This is a genomic window from Geomonas sp. RF6 (assembly GCF_021044625.1).
GTDB lineage: Bacteria > Desulfobacterota > Desulfuromonadia > Geobacterales > Geobacteraceae > RF6.
Genome location: NZ_CP087999.1, coordinates 3,730,766 through 3,748,802 on the forward strand (window position 1 = coordinate 3,730,766; position 18,037 = coordinate 3,748,802).

General features: G+C 62.8%; 16 protein-coding genes. 12 read left to right on the forward strand and 4 right to left on the reverse strand.

Annotated elements, in window-relative coordinates; all coding sequences use genetic code 11:
* Positions 1-19: 19 nt before the first annotated feature.
* Positions 20-406 carry a hypothetical protein gene (locus LPW11_RS16035; protein ID WP_230994881.1) on the forward strand — a complete coding sequence of 129 codons (387 nt, stop codon included), beginning with the start codon at positions 20-22 and terminating at the stop codon, positions 404-406.
* A 170-nt stretch (positions 407-576) separates the two neighbouring features.
* Here the strand turns inward: LPW11_RS16035 and LPW11_RS16040 are convergent, their stop codons facing one another.
* Positions 577-1,227, reverse strand: a complete 651-nt coding sequence (locus LPW11_RS16040) for a hypothetical protein (RefSeq protein WP_230994882.1) — start codon at positions 1,225-1,227, stop codon at positions 577-579.
* Between the two features lie 154 nt (positions 1,228-1,381).
* Between LPW11_RS16040 and LPW11_RS16045 the strand changes: the two genes are divergently transcribed.
* Together LPW11_RS16045 and LPW11_RS16050 are read left to right on the forward strand one after the other, a co-directional pair.
* A complete protein-coding gene (locus LPW11_RS16045; protein WP_230994883.1) occupies positions 1,382-2,236 on the forward strand; it encodes an alpha/beta fold hydrolase in 855 nt (284 codons plus the stop codon).
* A 155-nt stretch (positions 2,237-2,391) separates the two neighbouring features.
* Complete coding sequence (locus LPW11_RS16050) at positions 2,392-3,525, forward strand: VIT1/CCC1 transporter family protein (RefSeq protein ID WP_230994884.1); 1,134 nt, start codon at positions 2,392-2,394, stop codon at positions 3,523-3,525.
* 128 nt (positions 3,526-3,653) lie between these two features.
* Here the strand turns inward: LPW11_RS16050 and LPW11_RS16055 are convergent, their stop codons facing one another.
* On the reverse strand, positions 3,654-4,364 hold the full coding sequence (locus LPW11_RS16055) for an OmpA family protein (RefSeq protein ID WP_230994885.1): 711 nt from the start codon (positions 4,362-4,364) through the stop codon (positions 3,654-3,656).
* Between the two features lie 242 nt (positions 4,365-4,606).
* Here LPW11_RS16055 and LPW11_RS16060 point away from each other — a divergent pair, with 242 nt between their 5' ends.
* From LPW11_RS16060 to LPW11_RS16080, 5 genes are all read left to right on the forward strand, one after another.
* Positions 4,607-5,236, forward strand: a complete 630-nt coding sequence (locus tag LPW11_RS16060) for a 3'-5' exonuclease (protein ID WP_230994886.1) — start codon at positions 4,607-4,609, stop codon at positions 5,234-5,236.
* A gap of 178 nt (positions 5,237-5,414) precedes the next feature.
* Positions 5,415-8,045 carry a hypothetical protein gene (locus LPW11_RS16065; protein WP_230994887.1) on the forward strand — a complete coding sequence of 877 codons (2,631 nt, stop codon included), beginning with the start codon at positions 5,415-5,417 and terminating at the stop codon, positions 8,043-8,045.
* A gap of 87 nt (positions 8,046-8,132) precedes the next feature.
* Positions 8,133-8,396, forward strand: a complete 264-nt coding sequence (locus LPW11_RS16070; RefSeq protein ID WP_230994888.1) for a hypothetical protein — start codon at positions 8,133-8,135, stop codon at positions 8,394-8,396.
* Between the two features lie 189 nt (positions 8,397-8,585).
* Entirely contained in the window at positions 8,586-8,897 is a 312-nt protein-coding gene (locus LPW11_RS16075; RefSeq protein WP_230994889.1) for a cupin domain-containing protein, read from the forward strand.
* A gap of 33 nt (positions 8,898-8,930) precedes the next feature.
* Positions 8,931-10,007 carry an endonuclease/exonuclease/phosphatase family protein gene (locus tag LPW11_RS16080; protein ID WP_230994890.1) on the forward strand — a complete coding sequence of 359 codons (1,077 nt, stop codon included), beginning with the start codon at positions 8,931-8,933 and terminating at the stop codon, positions 10,005-10,007.
* 20 nt (positions 10,008-10,027) lie between these two features.
* On the opposite strand, the gene LPW11_RS16085 is transcribed toward LPW11_RS16080, so the two are convergent.
* Positions 10,028-10,903: a DMT family transporter gene (locus tag LPW11_RS16085; protein WP_230994891.1), complete on the reverse strand. Its 876-nt coding sequence runs from the start codon at positions 10,901-10,903 to the stop codon at positions 10,028-10,030.
* A 96-nt stretch (positions 10,904-10,999) separates the two neighbouring features.
* On the opposite strand from LPW11_RS16085, the gene LPW11_RS16090 reads away from it, so the two are divergent.
* The 4 genes from LPW11_RS16090 to LPW11_RS16105 all read left to right on the forward strand — a co-directional run bounded on the left by LPW11_RS16090 (position 11,000) and on the right by LPW11_RS16105 (position 16,385).
* Complete coding sequence (locus LPW11_RS16090) at positions 11,000-12,160, forward strand: acyl-CoA dehydrogenase family protein (RefSeq protein WP_230994892.1); 1,161 nt, start codon at positions 11,000-11,002, stop codon at positions 12,158-12,160.
* Between the two features lie 345 nt (positions 12,161-12,505).
* Complete coding sequence (locus LPW11_RS16095; protein ID WP_230994893.1) at positions 12,506-13,078, forward strand: L,D-transpeptidase; 573 nt, start codon at positions 12,506-12,508, stop codon at positions 13,076-13,078.
* Positions 13,079-13,162: 84 nt separating this feature from the next.
* A complete protein-coding gene (locus LPW11_RS16100; protein ID WP_230994894.1) occupies positions 13,163-14,233 on the forward strand; it encodes a porin in 1,071 nt (356 codons plus the stop codon).
* A gap of 49 nt (positions 14,234-14,282) precedes the next feature.
* Positions 14,283-16,385 (forward strand): ATP-binding protein, encoded by a 2,103-nt coding sequence (locus tag LPW11_RS16105; protein ID WP_230994895.1) that lies wholly within the window; start codon positions 14,283-14,285, stop codon positions 16,383-16,385.
* 84 nt (positions 16,386-16,469) lie between these two features.
* Here the strand turns inward: LPW11_RS16105 and LPW11_RS16110 are convergent, their stop codons facing one another.
* A complete protein-coding gene (locus LPW11_RS16110) occupies positions 16,470-18,023 on the reverse strand; it encodes a sulfate adenylyltransferase subunit 1 (protein WP_230994896.1) in 1,554 nt (517 codons plus the stop codon).
* Positions 18,024-18,037: the final 14 nt, after the last annotated feature.

The window sequence follows — 18,037 nt, forward strand, 5'->3', positions numbered from 1 at the left end:
CTGGGCAGGGAACATCAGTGTGTCCGCGCAGTTGGAACCGGTTGCAGCAACGGTGGGGGGCGGCATCATCCTCTTCGGGCTCGATACCGGAATCTTTAGGGAAAAGGAGAATGGCGGGGAAAAGGCGGGTGCGGGCGCAATTTCGGGATTGCAGTCTCTCGCCGGCGGCTGCGATGACGGCGGCCACAGCACTACAGGTAGGGTGAGGGCACCGTGGGCCGTTGCGCTGGAGCGCAGGCATCTTGCCTGCGATGGCGGCGGGAGCCGCCACCAAGGACGCGGCTCGTGCCGCGGCTACAGGCTGGGAAGCCTGTGCTCCAGCGCGGGTTCGGCGGCCACCGTGACTTTAAGCAGCATCTCGCGGGCGGCTGCTGCGACGGCGGCCACAGCACTACAGGTAGGGTGAGGGCACCGTGGGCCGTTGCGCTGGAGCGCAGGCATCTTGCCTGCGATGGCGGCGGGCCGCCACAAAGGACGCGGCTTTTGCCGCGGCTACAGGCTGGGAAGCCTGTGCTCCAGCGGGGTGGCGGCCGCCTCCGTTAAAGTGGTACGTGAATGCGAGGTATGGAGGGCGCATCACTCTTTGCGGTGCTGAGAGAGGAGCCAACGGTAGATGCCGTCATTGCGGTAGGCCGAGGTGGCGGTCCCGACGTGGTCGAGCCCCTCGTCGGCGTACACCCGCTGCTGCGATGGTGTGTGCGGCTCTTCGAGCTGGAGGCGGGCGATGAACTGCCTGCTGCGCGGCCGGGATGCGTCGCCGGAGGAGAGCCAGACAGGCAGCCCCGGATCCGACTCCGGCACACGGGTCGGGTCCACCGGCCACAGTGCCGCCCACAGATCCGGAAGGCGCAGCGCGATGTCGAAGACGCCGTTCCCTCCGAAGCTGAAACCGGAAAGATAGGTGCGCTGGAAATCTCCCCCGTAGCGGGTGTGCATCTGGTGGACAATGTCGCGGACCGCCTCCGCCTCGAAGCGCCAGAGGTCCCCCCGCGCAGGAAGCTGCGGTGCTGCAACGATGAATTCGCTGGTGGCAAGGGGAGAGCTGCCGGGCCGCAACGGGCCGTGGGCGGTGATCCCGTCGCGCAGTTCCATCGGCGGCCCTTCCTCATACCCGTGGAGAAATATGAAGACCGGAAAGGGGGCTGCGGCTTCCCCCGACTTCACCGGGAGGGATAGCAGGTACGGCAACGGCATGTCGTGCACCACGGCGAAATCGTTTGCGCTCATGCGATCCTCCTGAGTCTCGTTTCAGAGATTCTCTCTCTTCTTGCTGGTCCGCGTCAATGGATGGCGCGAGATTCGCACCGTCTCCTTCCTCACGCTCACGGGAGCGGGCGCGGGCTCCTGCGGCAGACTCTCCGGTCATGATACACTTTCCCCTATGAAAGCACCTCTTCGCGAATGTACCCTTTCCCCCCGCGAAATCCTGCGCTACCGCGTCTACGGCAGCGGAGAAAAGCGCGTCCTGCTCCTCCACGGGCTGGCGGCCCGGTCGGAATGCTGGATCGACATTGTTCCCCTTTTCCCCTCTGAAGAGTACACCGTCTATCTCGTCGATCTCCTCGGCTCCGGCGAGTCCTCCAAGCCGAGGGGCGCGGACTACTCCATCCAGGCGCACGCCAACAGGCTCCTCGATTTCATCGAGCGGGAGGGTGTGGCGGGGATCGTTCCGGTGGGGCACTCCCTTGGCGGCGCGGTCGTTCTCGTCGCCGCCATCGAGGCGATGCGGCAGGGGAGGGAGAGGCTTTTTCCCGCCATGGTGGTTATGGCAGGGCCGGGGTTCATCCAGCGTCTCCCCCTTATGGCGGAGGTGTTCCAGCTCCCGTTGGCGGGCCCCCTTTTCGTTGCCCTCTACGCGCCTGACATATGGGTGAAGGTGGGGCTGAGGGCTGCCTACCACGACTCCCGCCTCGTCGATCGGGAACACGTGCGCCGCTACGCCCCCTGCTATCGCGACAGGGACTCCAAAAGGGCGCTGGTCGCGACTTGCCGTCAACTTGTTCCGCCCGACTGCGAGGAGCTGACCAGATGTTATGGCGATCTGCGCCTTCCGGTTCTCCTTCTGTGGGGGAGGCACGACCACATCGTCCCTCTTTCGCAGGGGCAAAGGCTGGTGCAGGCAATTCCCGGCTCGAGGCTCGAAGTGCTGGAGGATTGCGGGCACAACCCGCAGGAAGAGAAGCCGGCGGAGACATTCCGCGTCATCGACAGCTTTGTCCGCACGCTTCACGCCTGAGGTCTGATCTCTGCCCGTTTACAATTTGATGTTCCCTCTTTGGCTGTGCTAATCTTGCGCATCCCGTTGGCTGGGATATCCTCCTCTGTCATTGGGCGTTGCCTCACTGACATTGGCAACCTCACCGTCTGTACCTGCACTTTACAGGAGCGTTCATGAATAGTGTCGATGCCAGCACCGAGCGGAAGCGGTACCTTCAGAATCTGGAGGAGGAAAGGAACAGCGCCTTTCTCTACCGAACTCTTGCGGAGAAGGAAGAGAACGGGAATCTCGCGGAGGTGTACCGCAGACTCGCCGAAGCGGAGGAGGGGCATGCGGATCTCTGGGGACAGAAGCTGGATGTCGCCGGCGGCGCCGTTCCGCCGTTTCGCCCGACAACGCGGACCCGTATCCTCGCCTGGCTCGCCGGCCGCTTCGGCGCGCAGGTCGTCATTCCCACCCTCACGGCAAAGGAGAACGCAGCTTCCAGCGACTACGCCGGGCAGGCGGACGCCGCGGACCTCATCCCCACGGAGCAGTCTCACGCACGCGTGCTACGCCAGATCGGGGAAAACTCGGCTGCGGGGCTGGGAGGGAGCGCGGTGGCGCAGCTCGAGGGTCGCCACAGAATGGCGGGGGGGAACGCCCTGCGGGCGGCGGTGCTTGGCGCGAGCGACGGCCTCCTTTCCAACTTCAACCTGATCATGGGGGTAGCGGGGGCGGCCCTCTCCGCCCGCAACATTCTCCTCACCGGCTTTGCCGGCCTCCTTGCCGGGGCAATCTCCATGGCGCTCGGGGAGTGGATCTCGGTGCAGAGTTCGCGCGAGCTGTACCAGAAGCACATCGAGACAGAGCGGGAGGAGATAGAGAACGCTCCGGAGGAAGAGATCGAGGAACTGGTGCTGATCTATCAGGCGCGGGGGATGGAGGAGTCGGTGGCTCGTCAGTTTGCCACCCGCATCATGGCGGACCGGGAGAACGCGCTGACCACACTCGTGCGCGAGGAGCTTGGGGTCGATCCGGAGGAATTGGGAGGGTCCGCCTGGGAGGCGGCCTTTACCTCTTTCCTTCTCTTTGCCGTCGGCGCGATTGTTCCTGTCATACCGTTCCTCTTTCTGGAGGGAATGACGGCGGTAGTCGTCAGCGCGGCTTTCAGTGCGGTAGGGCTCTTCGCCATCGGCGCGGCGATCACCCTCTTTACCGGTCGCTCGATCTGGTATTCGGGAATGCGTCAGGTGGCGTTCGGCTTGATAGCGGCGGGTGCCACCTTCGCCGTCGGTCGGCTGGTGGGGGTGGCGGTGATGGGGTAGGCTGGGAGGGAAGTCTTGGTGGGAGAAAATAGACTGCCGGAAACGCTGCCGCTTATTCCGGCCTACATTTCAACGTAGGCCGGGATAAGCCGCAGGCGTTCCCGGCAGTTTTTCATTCTACCACTGCGCTAGTTGTTGCCTGTCCCGGTCCCTTTCCCTTCCTGCGCCTTCAGCCTCTCGTTGGGGCTTATCTCCAGCTGCACCCTGCGGTTCAGCGCCCTGTTGGCTTCCGTGTCGTTCGGGACCGCCGGGCGGCTCGAGCCGTATCCTACTGCGGTCATCCTCGAGGCGGGTACTCCGTTGCTTGCCAGGAAGTTCATCACGTTCCTCGCACGCCTCTCGCTCAGCGGCTGGTTGATGGAGTTGTTGCCGGTCGAGTCGGTGTGACCCTCGATGATGATGTTGGTCTCGGAGGTCCTGAGGGTGGTAGCGGCCTTTGCCAGCGAATCTCTCGCCGCCGGTTTCAGTGCGTCCTTGCCGAGATCAAAGAGGATCCCGGACGGGAGCGCCACGTACACCTTGTCGCCGTCACGCACGACTTCCGCTTCCGGCATTTGCTGCTTCAGCTTTGCCGCCTGCTTGTCCATGTATAAACCGACGGCGCCCCCCACGACGGCACCGCTCAACCCGCCGATCGCGGCATTGCGCCCGCGGTGGCTCTTTCCTCCGGCCAGGGCGCCGATTCCTGCTCCGATTGCGCCGCCACTGACTGCACCTATCGTCGTCTTCTTGTATCCGAATTCCCCTCCCTGTCCCTGCTGATCGGTGGCGCAGCCGGTGGCCAGGAAAGCGGCGGTGGAAAATACAGCGATGAACTTCACGACAATGTTGGCTTTCATACAGTCTCTCCTCCTGATTCAGATAATGAATTCTCCGATCCCTAGTTTAAGCCGAAATTCCTCTTCTGGCCAGATTGCGTCCCCCTTTTCCGCGCCTTCTCCATTGAGGGACAGAAAACACAGTTACTCGGGAATAGCCGGATCGACCGAAAAATGCTGTTGCCTCTCCGCAGACTTGCTGGTACTGTCGCAACCCCGCCTCTGGAAAGGGAGCGAGGTTGCGATGAAGGCAGGGAAGTGCTGTGGGGAATTATTCGGTCGTCGTTCTCGACTTTGAAACAACGGGACTCTCTCCGGATCGCGGTGACAGGGCCATAGAAATCGGGGCGGTGCTGATCCGCGACAACCGCATCGTGGACCGCTTCCAGAGCCTGATGAACCCGGGAATGAGAATCACCCCCTTCATCGAAAACTACACGGGCATCACCAACAAGATGCTCGCCGACGCCCCCCCCGCCGCCGAGGTCATGGCGCGCTTCGCCTCCTTCATGGAGAGCCACCACCTCGTCGCCCACAACGCGAGCTTCGACGGGCGCTTCCTCGACAACGAGCTGTGCCGCATAAACCTGCGGCGCAAGCAGGAGTTCGCCTGTTCCCTTCTCCTTTCGCGCCGCCTTTATCCCGATGCTCCGAGCCACTCGCTGGAATCGCTGGTCCGCTACAAGAAGCTCAAAACCACCGGCGTGCATCATCGCGCCCTCGCCGATGCGGAGATGACGGCCCACCTGTGGCTCACCTTCATCGAGGAGCTCAAGGGTGTACATCGACTCGAAAGGGTTCCCTTCGACCTGATGCGGAAGCTCGCCAAGGTTTCCAAAAAGAAGGTTCCCGCCTTCCTCGAAAGCCTCGCCGCCGTTACGCCGAGCTCCTGATCCTCTGGTCCTTCAGGAGTTCCTATACCCTCTCCCTGAGTCCGCTAACTGCGGCTCAATTCTCTGCCGTACTCTCTGATTTTCTGGTTGCTTTTCCCACAGAATGTTCTACTTTTTTAGTTTTTATTAAAGTGTAAGTTTTGTGGCGATGTCGTTTCAACCAAAAGAGGAGGGTATGATGAAAAAGCTACTGCTTGTACTTTTGCTGCTGTCTTCTTTTCCGGCATTGGCCAATGCCTGGACCATCACTGCGAAGATCGGTAGTCCTTCCGGGAAAATAACGTGGGGGACGCAGACTGTCTCATCAGGTACCGGTTACTTTTACGTCCCCACCGGTGACACCACCGTCACGGTCACCCCATCCTCCGGCTATTCCGTCTCCCTCGTCACCCTCGACGGGACCTCTCTCGGCACTCCGCCCGCTGGGGGCGCTGTGACCGTGCCTCAGGGAGGGAGGTCATCCCGCACACTGATCGCCTATTTCACCTCCGCAAGCTATACGGTCACCGCCAGCCAGTCGGCGGGAGGAACCCTTTCCCTACAGCAGACGGCTCCGACTGTCGGTGCAATTTCCCAGACGTCGCTGTCGGGGCTTAAAACAGGCGCGGTTGTGAAGATCAGCGCGAGCCCCAATACCGACTACACCGTTACCTCGCTGAGAGTCGGGAACTCCACCGTGTGGAGCGGCAGCAGTGCCCTTCCTGTCATCTACAACTACACCATCACCAACTCAAGCCAGACAGTCAGCGCGACTTATGCTCTCATTCCCCGGGCGAGCGCAAACATCGTCGTCGGCTCCACGACGGCACCGGTGGAAGCCTCCGTCTCCCTCAACGCCTCGGCCTCCAGCACCAATGACCCCCCCTTGAGCTACCTCTTCAGCGTCGCCTCCGGCGATGCCTCCAAAGTCACCATCTCCCCGGCGGGACAGAGCAGTTCCCCCCTTGCCACCTTCAGCGCCAGTGCCACCGGGACGTACTCGGTGAAGGTCACCATCACCTCCGCCCACGGTGCCACAAGCAGCGCTACCTCCCCGGAGATAACCGTCATGACGCAGTCCGCCTACGACTCAGGCGTCTGCACCTCCTGCCACGCCAACCGCGACAGTGCTCTGGTGGGAGCCTTCCGGGAGTCGGACCATTACCTCTCTGCAGGGGTCAGTTGCTCCAACTGCCACAACCCCGACGGCACACTTGGGCACCCCTATCTCACTAACCCCGCAAATGCCTGCCAGGGGTGCCACGCTACGGCCGTGGCGGAAGTTTCCTCCTCCCCGCACAGTCAGGGGTGCGCCGGCTGCCATGCCGACCACTCCGTCAAGGCCGACTTCAACATCTGCACCAGCTGCCACAGCTCGGTCTTCGGTGCCGGAGCCATCCACCAGAATGCGCTCGCCGTGCTGGCGCCCCACTGCAGGGAGTGCCACAACCCCCACACCTTCATGTCCAATGCGAGCCGTCCGCACTTCTCCAATTCGAGCAGCGCCCAGTACATCACCAAGAACCTGGGGTGCCCGCAGTGCCACAACGAAGTCGACAGAGACGGGACCGTCTCCTTCGAGATCTACGACGCGACGAGAGAGTGGGCTCGCAGCGGGAAGGGGGACGGCCGTGCGCCGGCGTACATGAGTTACGACTTCAAGCTGGAGGGGACCCCTGCTCCCGCAACACCCGCCAACTCAGCGGCGAAGGATTGCGTCAGGTGCCATACCACAACCGGCTACATCAACTACGTCACTTCCAATTTCCAGGACATCCACGCATGGGGGAGCTCTGACGACCGGACGAGAGAGATGATTGCCTGCTCGACATGCCACGACCCCATCCCGTTCAGGTCGTACAACACGGTCGACCCTGTCACTCTCAACGTGACCGCAGAGGCATACTCCAGGCGCGACATCCCCGCCGTCACCGCCTACTACAACTTCAGCGGAGCGGGCGCCGGGCGCGTGCTGAATGCGGTGCCGATGGGGTATGACGCAGGCGCCTCCAACAACTGCATCGCCTGCCACAGCGGCACCGCAGCCGGGTCGACGCTGAAGGCCCTGGTGAGCGCGGCAGGGGCCCAGGGGGAGTTCTGGAACAGCACACCCCTCATCGATCCCCACGGGATGGGAGCTGCCGGCATACTCTTCGCGAAGAGCGGGTACGAGTTCAACGGGCGCAGCTACACGGGCCCCTTGAACTACATCCACTGGTCCGTCGGGGACGGCAACCCCGGCTCGTGCGTGACGTGCCACATGTGGACGCCCAAGCCGCACGTCTTCTCTGCCGTCTCCAGTGCAGGGGGGACCATCACCAAAATCACCGGTTTCGACGACGTCTGTTCCTACTGCCACGACAACACGACGAGGCCGATCCCGCTGAACAACCCTGCGGTGCTTGACGGCAAGAAGCAGCAGTACCTCTCCTCGCTGCGGGTGCTGAGAGGGGTCCTCGCAGGAAAGGGTATCCATTTCAATCCCTCCCGCGCCCCCTACTTCTTCTCCGTTGCGGAAGAGGGGGGGCAGGCCCCGGGGACTGCCTACAAGACCTGGAACAGCCTGTACGCAGCCGGTTCCCCGGCAGCGTACAAAGGCAGCGATCTCATGGGCGCCGCCTTCAACCTCCGTCTCCTCTGGAGCGAAGGAGGGGCGTACACCCACAACTCGTTCTATGCACGGAGGCTCATCTACGACTCCATCGACCTGGCCGACAACGGGCTCCTGGACAACAGCGTCGCCTTGACGATCCAGAATGCTGCGGTGACGGATCTGGTCAGCAGCGACGACAAGACAAGGGCAGCGTCCTATGTGGGAGCTCGCCCCTGAGCCTGCCGGGTTGACGTCGCCTCATACAAAATGGTATATGGTCAGTCAAGGTGACAACCAAAAGCACGCTGACGAGGGGAAGAGACCATGATTATCGAGAAAAAGATCGATCCGATTCTGCATCGGCAGAAATGTCACGCATGTGGTTACTACACCATCTATGAGGCAATACCGACCGGCGATACGGCAACCGATACCTGCACCTACTGCGGTCACCAGGTGCAGTTGAATTGGTATTCTGATCTGAGGGCAGCCATCAAGAGCAACGAGAAGTGGTTCAAGGACATGGCTGCTGTGGTACCTGAACTGGATCAGCTCAAAAACCGTGGAGACCACATCCTTCTCGACTAGCTCGTGTATGAGGAGGCTCCCCGGATGTACCATCCCGACCCCCGGCCTTCACTGCGCCGGGGGTCTTTTCGTACTATGAGTTCTTTATACAGGGCGAAAAGGGTGCTGTGAGTGACACGCTCTTGCATTTGCCATGGCATGATGCAATATATGGCCTGCATGAAGGCGCAATGAGTAGAGGAGGGAAGTATGAAGATCGTGGAGCTCGGATCCGCAGAAAGGGTCCCCATCAACATCGACGCGAGAAAGCTCTGCGTCCGTGAGGACCTCGAGCTGATCCATCTCGAGTTTGCGCCGGGGGAGGGGCTCGATGTACATGCCAATCCCTTTGACGTGGTATTCTTCGTGGTGGAGGGCTCTGGGGAGCTGGAGGTCGGAGGGGAAAGGAGGATGGTCACGCAGGACGCCGCGGTAGAGGTGCCGGCCCAGGTAATGCGCGGCTGGAAGAACACGGGTCCGGGGAGGCTGCGCGTCCTCGTTATCAAGGCGCTCAGGAAGTAGGGTGGGTGGAGATGCGATGGGAGTGCGGCCAGGATGAAGCATAAAGGTCACGGAATGGGTTTCTCCTGGTTCATCTTCTTCTCTCTGCTCTATGTAGCGCTCCTCGCCGCCATATCGGTGCTCAACCGCTTCGGCGCCGACCGCTTCTGGTTCGGCGCACTCAATCTTTACCTCCCCCAGGCCATGTGGCTCCTGCCGGGGATCGTCCTCACCGTCGTAGCACTCTTTGTCGCCAGGCGCTGGATCTGGCTGCCGCTGCTGTGCCTCCTCTGGGTCATCGGTCCCGTCATGGGGCTTTGCCTCCCGCTCCACCCGTACACTCTCGCTCCTGGCGATCTCCTGCTGCGGGTCATGACGTGCAACACGAAGTACGGCAAGTACCCCTCAAACGCGCTCATCTCCGACATAGACCGCTACAGCCCCGATCTCCTTCTCTTCCAGGACGCCGAGGAGGTGCGCAAGAGCGAGCTCGGGAAGATCCTTCGCTCGTGGCACGTGCGCTACCACGGCCAGTATGTGGTGGCAAGCAAGCTCCCTCTGTCGGAGTTCGAGGTCTTCCGCATCGAGGTGCCGGGGGAAAAGGAGGATTTTCTGCGGGTGCGCCTGATGGTGGGGGGGAAGCCGGTGTCGGTATATAACGTCCACCTTCAGACGCCGCGTGCGGGGCTGAACGCCTTTCGCAAGGTGAAGAGGCGCCCGTGGTACTTCCCGAAGGCGGTGGAGCGGTTCGAGGGGAACGTGGAGGTGCGGCTGGCGCAGGCGCGGGCCCTGACGGAACGGCTGGAACGGGAGAAGGGGGCGGTGATCCTCGCGGGCGACCTGAACTCCCCCGACGCCTCCCTGACCTGCCTCATGCTGCGCGATGCGGGTCTGCACGATGCCTTCGCAGAGGGGGGGAGGGGGTACGGGTACAGCTACGGCCACAAGCTCCTGCAGCACCGGCTCCCCTGGATCCGCGTCTCCTGGATGCGCATCGATCACATCATGATGAGCGACGACCTGCGCACGCTGTCGTGCTGGACCGGCAACGGCGAGTCCTCGGAGCATCGCCCGGTGCTGGCGGACCTGGTACTGCGAGGGGATGAGGGTGCGGAGCGAAGGGGGCGCTGAGGAGACCGCCGCCCTCTCCGTCACGGCACCCTTTTTTCCTTTCGACTGTTCACGAGGTAAATTCCGCCGAGGACGAGCACCCCGCCGATCGTCTCCGTCGCTCCCAAAGTTTCTCCTAGTACGGGGATGGAGAGGAGAGCGGTCACCACTGCCTGCCCGAGGAGGGAGACCGACACCGACGATGCCTTCAGGTGCCCCAGGGCATAGTTGATGGCGAGCCAGCCGACGAGATGGGAGACGAGTCCGAGGCCCGCCAGAGCCCACCAGCTCCTCGGACTGAAGCCGGTGAGGGGGAGTCCGAGGGCGAGGTTCACGACCAGGAGGAGGGCGGCCCCGGCGATGACGGAGATGGTCATGAAGGTCAGGGTGTCGCTGGCGCCTCGTGCCTTTTGCGTGGTGAGGAGGTAGGCGGCGTAGAAGATGCTCGCTCCGATGCTTAAGAGATCTCCCCGGTTGAAGGTGAGCTCCCGCAGGGCGTTTGGCCCCACGATGAGGGCCATGCCGATGAGGGAAAGCCCGAGCCCCAGCCAGAACCTCGGTGCGAGCCGCTCCCGGAAGAAGATCAGTGCGCCGAGCCCCACCCAGATCGGCGCGTTGTTGGCTAGAAGCGTGGCCGCTGCAGCCGAGGTGAGGAGAAGGCCCGAGTTCCAGAAGGTGAGATCGGCGGCAAAGAGGGCGCCTCCGGCGGCGATGAGGAGCAGGTCGTGCCGCGCGGGGAGCGTCTTTTTCCCCACAACCCACGCCATAACGAGGGGCGGGGCAGCAAAAAAGAGCCTGTAGAAGGCGGAAACGGTTCCCGGGAGTGCGGCGATCTTCACAAAGAGCGCGGAGCACCCTATGCAGAGAATGCCACAGGCAAGCGCGGCGTAGGCGAGGCGGATTTCCTTGGTCGTCATATCAGGTCTTTCGTGGTGGGATTCGCGCCAAGGTACCCGATTACCTCCCGAGGATCAATGTAAAAGGGAAGACCCTGTTCACATCCAGGAGGCTCCATGAATCTCGATCTCACGGAAGAGCAGAAGCTGATACAGGAGACCGCGCGGGAGTTTGCCCGGGCCGAGTTGCAGCCGGTGGCGGCGAGGCTCGACGAGTCGGGAGACAGGGAGCTTTTTCTGGCTAACCTGAAAAAACTCGCCCACCTCGGCTTCATGGGGCTGAACATCCCGGAGAGCTACGGGGGGGCCGAAGCCGGTGCGGTCGCCTTCAGCGTCGCGGTCACAGAGATTGCCCGCGCCTGCGCCTCGACGGCGGTCACCCTTTCGGTCAACAACATGGTTTGCGAGGTCATTGCGGCCATGGGGACGGAGGAGCAGCGCCGGCGCTACCTGCCGCGCATCTGTTCCGGCGAGTATTCTGCTGCGAGCTTCGCCCTTTCCGAACCGGGAGCGGGCTCCGACGCCGCCGCCATATCGACGGAGGCGGTTCCCACAGCAGACGGCTACGTCCTTAACGGTGCAAAGGTTTTCATCACCAGCGCTCCGTATGCCGGCGTTTTCCTCGTGTGGGCAGTGACGGACAAGGCAGCTCCGAAAGGGAAGGGGATCACCTGCTTTCTCGTGGAGGCGGGAACCCCCGGGCTGGTGGTGGGGAAGGAAGAGCACAAGATGGGGCAGAAGGCGTCGGCGACGTGCGAGGTGCTCTTGAAGGAGTGCCGGGTGCCGGCTGACGCGGTTCTTGGTACCGTGAATGACGGCTACCGCATTGCCGTCGGCGAACTGGCCGGCGGCCGCATCGGCATCGGCTCGTTGGCACTCGGCGTGGGGCTGGCCGCAATGGAGTATGCCACGCGGTACGCCGCGCAGCGGGTGCAGTTCGGCCAGAAGCTCACGTCGTTCCAGTCGCTGCAGTGGAAGATCGCGGAAGCGTACACGGAGCTTGAGGCGGCGCGCCTCCTGCTCATGCAGGCGGCATTTCGCAAGGAGCAAGGGAGGAGCTTTTTCAAGGAAGCCTCCATGGCGAAGATGTACGCGAGCGAAGCGGCGAACCGCGCCTGTTACAGCGCCATCCAGATGCTCGGGGGATACGGGTACATCCAGGACTTCCCGGTGGAGCGATACGCGAGGGACGTGCGGGTAACATCCATCTACGAAGGGACGAACGAGATCCAGCGGCTCATCATCGCCCGCGAGATCGTGCGGGGGTTCGAGGGATAGCGGAGGGTACAAGCCGCCGTGTAATCCACGGTCCCGCGAACGGTCGACACTGGTCCGACTGGTCCGACTGGTCTGACTCGCCGGGAACGCCTGCGGCTTATCCCGGCCTACGGTGGACGCTATGTGGTCGATGTGAATGTAGGCCGGAATAAGCGAAGCGTTTCCGGCGGTCCATCGTGCTGACGGGCAGCGGCCTGCCGGGAACGCCTGGCGGCTTATCCCGGCCTAACATGACGCCGCCATCGGCCGGTTGCACCGTGCCTGTTGCTGTCTGCCATCCTGTTCATGATACTATAGGAGGTAACGATGGTTTTCAGGTAGTATGAGCGCATTGGGGTGAGACCTATGAATCGCCATCCCCTCAGCAGAAGTCTCTCTCTTTTCTTTCCCCTTCTCCTCTTCATTTGCTTCCTCCCCCCCTTTTCGCCTGCCTTTGCACAACCGCATGACGGAGGGAAGGGAGCCACCCCCTACTACGTGGAGATAAGCATCACCGGACGCATGCTCACCCTCTACGAGAAAAGGGAAGGGGAGGCTCCGGTGCAGATTCGCCAGTATCCGGTAGGCACCGTCGCAATCGGCAACAACACCTACCCTACCGGAGAAGGGAAGGTCACCAGGATCGAGTTCGACCCCTGGTGGCACCCCACCCCCTACTCGCGACAGATCTTCCGCGGCCGCGGCATCGTCCTTCCGCCCGCCGTCCCTCCCGGTGATCCCCTGAACTACATGGGGCCCGTCAAGATCTCCCTCTCGCACAAGACGTGGAAAGGGGCGATCTACCGCATCCACGGCAACAACAATCCGAACAGGGTAGGCAGACGCGTGACCGGCGGGTGCTTCGTCATGCACAACAGGGACGGCCTGGAGCTCGCTCGCACCATCAAGGTGGGTACCGTCGTTAACATCATTCCCTGAGTGCAGGGGCGTTTCCTCTCCTGAAACCGCCTGTCCCGCACACTCCTCTGCGCAGGACCCATGCACCCTCTGCGGGGAGAATCGATGCGTCGAGGAATCGCTTTCTTCATCCTTTTTGCCGGTGGCCTCTGCGGACCTTCGGCAGGGGCATCTGAGGAGTCCGCATCTGCGGCGGTGGAGACGTCCACTTCGAAGGGACAGGAGCGTTCCCCCTTCCAGCTCACACTCTACGGCAGGGGAAGTTTCGACGTGACCTACTACAGGGACGGCACCTCCCCACGGGACCTTTCCTACGGCATCTGGAACGGGAGCCGGGCCGGGGTAAGGGGGAGTGTCGCGGTGGGGCGCGGAACCAAGGCCCTTTTCCACCTGGAGAGCGGCTTCGGGACGGAGGACGGCAAATTCAGGCTCATGCAGGATAAGGTCTTCGGCCGCCAGGCCTACGGCGGTATCGAGAGCCCGCTGGGGACCTTGACGTACTGGAGGCAATACCCTGTTTCCGATCCCCTTGCAAGCCTCGTGGACATCGCCCTGCCGGGGGTCCTGAGCGCCTACAAGAGTCAGTTCTACTGGCAGATCGACAGGCTGGAACGATCCCTCATCTATAGCTCCCCCAAGGTGAGGGATGTGCAGGCTCGCCTGGGGTACGCATTCGGCAAGAAGAGTGGGGAGGTCGGTGCTTCCACCTGGACTGCCGGCGTCCTGTACAGCACGAAGCGGCTTTCGGCCGGGGCGTCGCTCGAGTCGTGGAAAACCTCCGCTTTCGGCACCCCGGGCGCCGTGTACAATTTCTGGAACGTGGCTGCTTCCTGCGAGGTGGGGGGGGCGACGCTGGTGGCCGGTTTCTCATCGGACGACGTCAACCTCGACCTGTCGTCGGATGACGCCATCGCGAGCAGGACCTTCGCCCTCGGTGCACAGATGGCAGCGGGACGCGCGGGGAGGGTCGTGCTGCTGGAGCAGATAATGGCCCCGGAGAGGGGGGGGACGGTGAGCATATCGACGGTGCGTTACACGTACCTCCTCTCGGAGCGCGCCTCGCTTTTCGCGCAGGCGAATGTGGCAAACCGCGCGGCGGACGATGCCTACCTCCGGAGGAGCGAATTCATGCTCGGGGTGTACTACCGTTTCGAGGTATCGCTGCCTGGAGATTGACTGTCGCTGTGGCACAGGACAGAGGTGAGTCCGACGGAGAGGGTGGGGGATGGCGTTACCGCGAGCCACATATTCACTGCGTGCAAAACTGGTGGTACCGGCGGTGGCCATCATGGTGATGCTCAGCGTCGGGCTCGTCTCGGTGGGATACTGGGCGGAAGATACGGTGGTCGACACCATGTCCAGGCAGCTGATACTGCACATGACAGCGAGCATCCGCGACCACGTTTCCTTCATGATGGATGCGCCGCGCCGTATGCTGACACGCGTCCAGAAAGGGGTCGCGCGCCACCACGTCCCCCTTTCCGATCCGCGGGCCGTGGGACGGGAGCTTTACGGGCTGCTGGAAGAGGAGCACGGGGTCGACTGGGTGTATTTTGCGAACGAGGCAGGGGGCATTGTCTCCACCGGGCGGTTGGACGACGGAAGCTTCGTCTTCCTCCTGAGCGACGGTTTCAGGGCCGGCATCGTGCGCGAGTACCATGTTTCCCCCGATGGCGACCCCGCGGCGCTGCGCAAGTCCGACGGCTTCTTCGATGCCCGCGGGAAGGAGTGGTACATATCGGCGAAGGAGACGGGACGGTCCTCCTGGACAAAGCCGTATCTGGGCTCTGTGGAGCCGATCCTCGGAGTTTCCCTCTCCGCGCCGGTCACGGGGAAGGACGGTGCCGTCGTCGGTGTGTACGGGCTCGACCTCATCCTGACGCGTCTATCCGACTTCATGAGGCGACAGCTCCTCGGGCGTACCGGTCGCGCCTTTCTCACCGACAGCGACGGATACCTCATCGCCTCGTCAGGAGGGGTATCTCCAGTCGCTGTCGATGCCGGTGGGCGTCAGCACCGTGTGCGGCCGGAGGAGAGTGCGGACCGGGTGGTGGCCGCAGTGGGGCGCCATCTCAAGCTCCATCCGGAGATCGTCGCCCGCGCCGAGAAGGGGACTCAGGCCTTTGTCTTTGAAGACCCCCTTCTCGGAGACGTCTCCGCGGGGGTGGAGATTTTTCCGATCGTGGAGCACAGGTGGTGGGTCATCGTCTCCGCTCTCCCGTCTTCCGAGTTCGTTTCGGCGGTGCGCCACGCCCGCCACCTCTCGCTCGGCCTTTTGGCCGTGCTGATTGCCGCCGCACTGGGCGCCGGTCTCTGGACCGTGAACCGGGCGCTGCGCCCCCTGGAGGAGTTGACCGAGGATGCCCTTCGGATAGCAAAGGGGGAGTGGCCCGATGTGAAGGAGAGCCGGCGCTCTGACGAGATCGGCGTGCTGAGCCGTGCCCTCGGCACAATGACCCGCAGCGTCAGGTCCTCCCAGAGCGAGCTCGAAGAGAGGGTCGCACAGCGCACGGCGGATCTGAACCGCACGGTGGAGATGCTCCGGAAAGAGATCGCCCAGCGGGTCCGGACGACCGAGGCGCTGCAGGCGGAAACCGCGGAGCGCCTGAACGTGCAGGCCGAGCTGCGGGAGAAGGAGCTGATGCTGATGCAGCAAAGCCGCCTCGCAGCGCTCGGCGACATGATCGGTAATATCGCGCACCAGTGGCGCCAGCCGCTGAACATACTCGGCCTGCTCATCCAGGAGATGCAGCTCTTCTACCAGCGAAATACCTTTACCGCGGAATACCTCGAGGCGACGGTGGAGCGGATGCTCGACATCATCCAGCACATGTCGAAGACGATCGACGACTTCAGGGACTTCACCCGCACCGACGTGGAGAAGCAGAACTTCAGGATGGTGGAGGTCGTGGAAAAGGTCGTCTCGTTGCTGGAAGGGGGGCTGAACGCGCACGGAATCTCCACGACGATCGATGCGGCGGACGACCCGGTGGTGCGCGGCTACCGGAACCAGTTTTCGCAGGCCCTCCTCAACATCATCATCAACGCACGGGACGCACTGCTGGCCGGGGGAGGGGGAGCGCGGCAGATCCGCATCACAGTGGCGACGGAAGGGGGAAAGTGTGTCGTCACCATTGCCGACACAGCCGGCGGGATCCCCGAGGAGATCATCGGCAGGATCTTCGACCCCTACTTCACCACGAAAGGTCCGCAGGAGGGGACGGGGATCGGGTTGTACATGGCCAAAACCATCATTGAGAAGAACATGGGGGGGAAGATCTCGGTGCGTAACACCCCCGACGGGGCGGAGTTCCGGATAGAGGTGTGAAAGGGGATTTGCAGCAACCGGTACGAAAGAAGGGCACCGTTTTCGCGGTGCCCTTCGTCGTTGCAGCTACTTTTTCGGCGAGGTCTACAGCCCGTGCACTTCGTCCACCGTTCTCACGATGTCGTCCTTGAAGAGGATGAGGTTCACCTGGTCCTTTGCGCGGCTGAAGGTGAAATTCAGGTGGTGCTCGTACGCCATGAGCGCCACCGGCTCGATCTGGCTCGGGTCGCGCAGCTTGAAGAGGATGCGGTTTCCCTTCACCAGCGTGTCGAGGAAGCTCACGGTGACGTCGAAGTCGATGCTCCCCCGCTTCCCGGTGAGGTCTATGAGGTTCCCCTCGTCCCCGGCGATGAACTGGTCGCTCAGGTTGATGCGCTGCGCGCTCTCCCCGGAGTTGTCCGCAAAGCTCCTGATGATGCCGCCGCCGCCGATCATGGTGCCGTCTTCCACCACGAAGCGCCCGACGCGGATGTTCTCGCTGAAGACGTCTGCCGCGATGTCCCCCTTCAGCGACAGGAGCACGTTTCCGACCTCCGTCGGCAGGAGCTCGACCGCAAACCTCTCGGTCACCTCGAGGGACGAGGAGTCGAGCCGCTCCTCGATGGCCAGCACCGTCGCCTGCACCTCGCTGGTGGCGAGCTTCAGCGTGTATGTCTTCCCTGCCTTGAACGGCTGGTCGGCGAGCCAGAAAATGCTCGCCCGGAGCTCGCGGGTGCGCACCGGCGCGTTCGCGCGATGGGCGATGATCTCGCCGCGCTCCACAAAGAGCTCGTCTTCGGTGGTGATCCCGATGCACTCGCCGGCGCGGGCGCTCGGGAGGTCCGGGCACTGCCACTTCTCCACGCTCTTTACGCGGGTGATCTTCCCGGACGGCAGGAAGATGACCTCGTCACCCTTCGCCACGGAGCCTGTCTCCACGCGGCCGGCATAGATCCTCTTGCCGTCCCACTTGTACACGTCCTGCACCGGGAGGCGCAGCGGGAGGTTGCTGTCGGCGCGCACATTCTCGAAGGTGTCGAGCGCCTCCAGTACCGTCGGGCCGGTGTACCACGGGGTCCCGCCGTGGCGGGTCGCCATGTTCTCGCCGTCGCGGGCGGAGATCGGGATCACGTAGGAGGGGACGATGTCCACCGAGTGCAGGAAGGCGCGGATGTCGTTCTCCACGGAGCGGAACACCTTCTGGTCGTACCCTACCATGTCGAGCTTGTTGATGGTCACCACCACCTGCCTGATACCCAGGAGCGACAGGACGTAGGCATGGCGCTTCGTCTGCTCCCGCACCCCTTCAACGCCGTCCACCAGGAGGATCGCGGCGTCGGCGGAGGAGGCGCCGGTGATCATGTTCTTCAAGAACTGCTTGTGCCCCGGCGCATCGATGATGACGTACGGGCGCTTCTCGGTCTTGAAGAAGGTGGAGGCGGTGTCGATGGTGATGTTCTGGTCGCGCTCCTCTTCCAGCGCGTCCATGAGGTAGGCGTACTCGAACTCGCGCCCCTGCGCGCGGCAGGTCGCGGCGATCTCCTGGTAGCGCGTCTCCGGGATGCTCCCGGTGTCGTAAAAGAGGCGCCCGATGAGGGTCGACTTGCCGTGGTCAACGTGTCCGACGATTACTATCTTAAGCGTTTCATCTTGCTTCATTATCTTCTCCGCTC

Bases quoted from the DNA above. Each gene is read 5' to 3' on its own strand.
- LPW11_RS16105 (WP_230994895.1), top strand. From the start codon at position 14,283: ATGGCGTTACCGCGAGCCACATATTCACTGCGTGCAAAACTGGTGGTA.
- LPW11_RS16080 (WP_230994890.1), top strand. From the start codon at position 8,931: ATGAAGCATAAAGGTCACGGAATGGGTTTCTCCTGGTTCATCTTCTTC.
- LPW11_RS16065 (WP_230994887.1), top strand. From the start codon at position 5,415: ATGAAAAAGCTACTGCTTGTACTTTTGCTGCTGTCTTCTTTTCCGGCA.
- LPW11_RS16095 (WP_230994893.1), top strand. From the start codon at position 12,506: ATGAATCGCCATCCCCTCAGCAGAAGTCTCTCTCTTTTCTTTCCCCTT.
- LPW11_RS16050 (WP_230994884.1), top strand. From the start codon at position 2,392: ATGAATAGTGTCGATGCCAGCACCGAGCGGAAGCGGTACCTTCAGAAT.
- LPW11_RS16110 (WP_230994896.1), bottom strand. From the start codon at position 18,023: ATGAAGCAAGATGAAACGCTTAAGATAGTAATCGTCGGACACGTTGAC.
- LPW11_RS16075 (WP_230994889.1), top strand. From the start codon at position 8,586: ATGAAGATCGTGGAGCTCGGATCCGCAGAAAGGGTCCCCATCAACATC.
- LPW11_RS16055 (WP_230994885.1), bottom strand. From the start codon at position 4,364: ATGAAAGCCAACATTGTCGTGAAGTTCATCGCTGTATTTTCCACCGCC.
- LPW11_RS16070 (WP_230994888.1), top strand. From the start codon at position 8,133: ATGATTATCGAGAAAAAGATCGATCCGATTCTGCATCGGCAGAAATGT.
- LPW11_RS16100 (WP_230994894.1), top strand. From the start codon at position 13,163: ATGCGTCGAGGAATCGCTTTCTTCATCCTTTTTGCCGGTGGCCTCTGC.
- LPW11_RS16085 (WP_230994891.1), bottom strand. From the start codon at position 10,903: ATGACGACCAAGGAAATCCGCCTCGCCTACGCCGCGCTTGCCTGTGGC.
- LPW11_RS16040 (WP_230994882.1), bottom strand. From the start codon at position 1,227: ATGAGCGCAAACGATTTCGCCGTGGTGCACGACATGCCGTTGCCGTAC.
- LPW11_RS16045 (WP_230994883.1), top strand. From the start codon at position 1,382: ATGAAAGCACCTCTTCGCGAATGTACCCTTTCCCCCCGCGAAATCCTG.
- LPW11_RS16090 (WP_230994892.1), top strand. From the start codon at position 11,000: ATGAATCTCGATCTCACGGAAGAGCAGAAGCTGATACAGGAGACCGCG.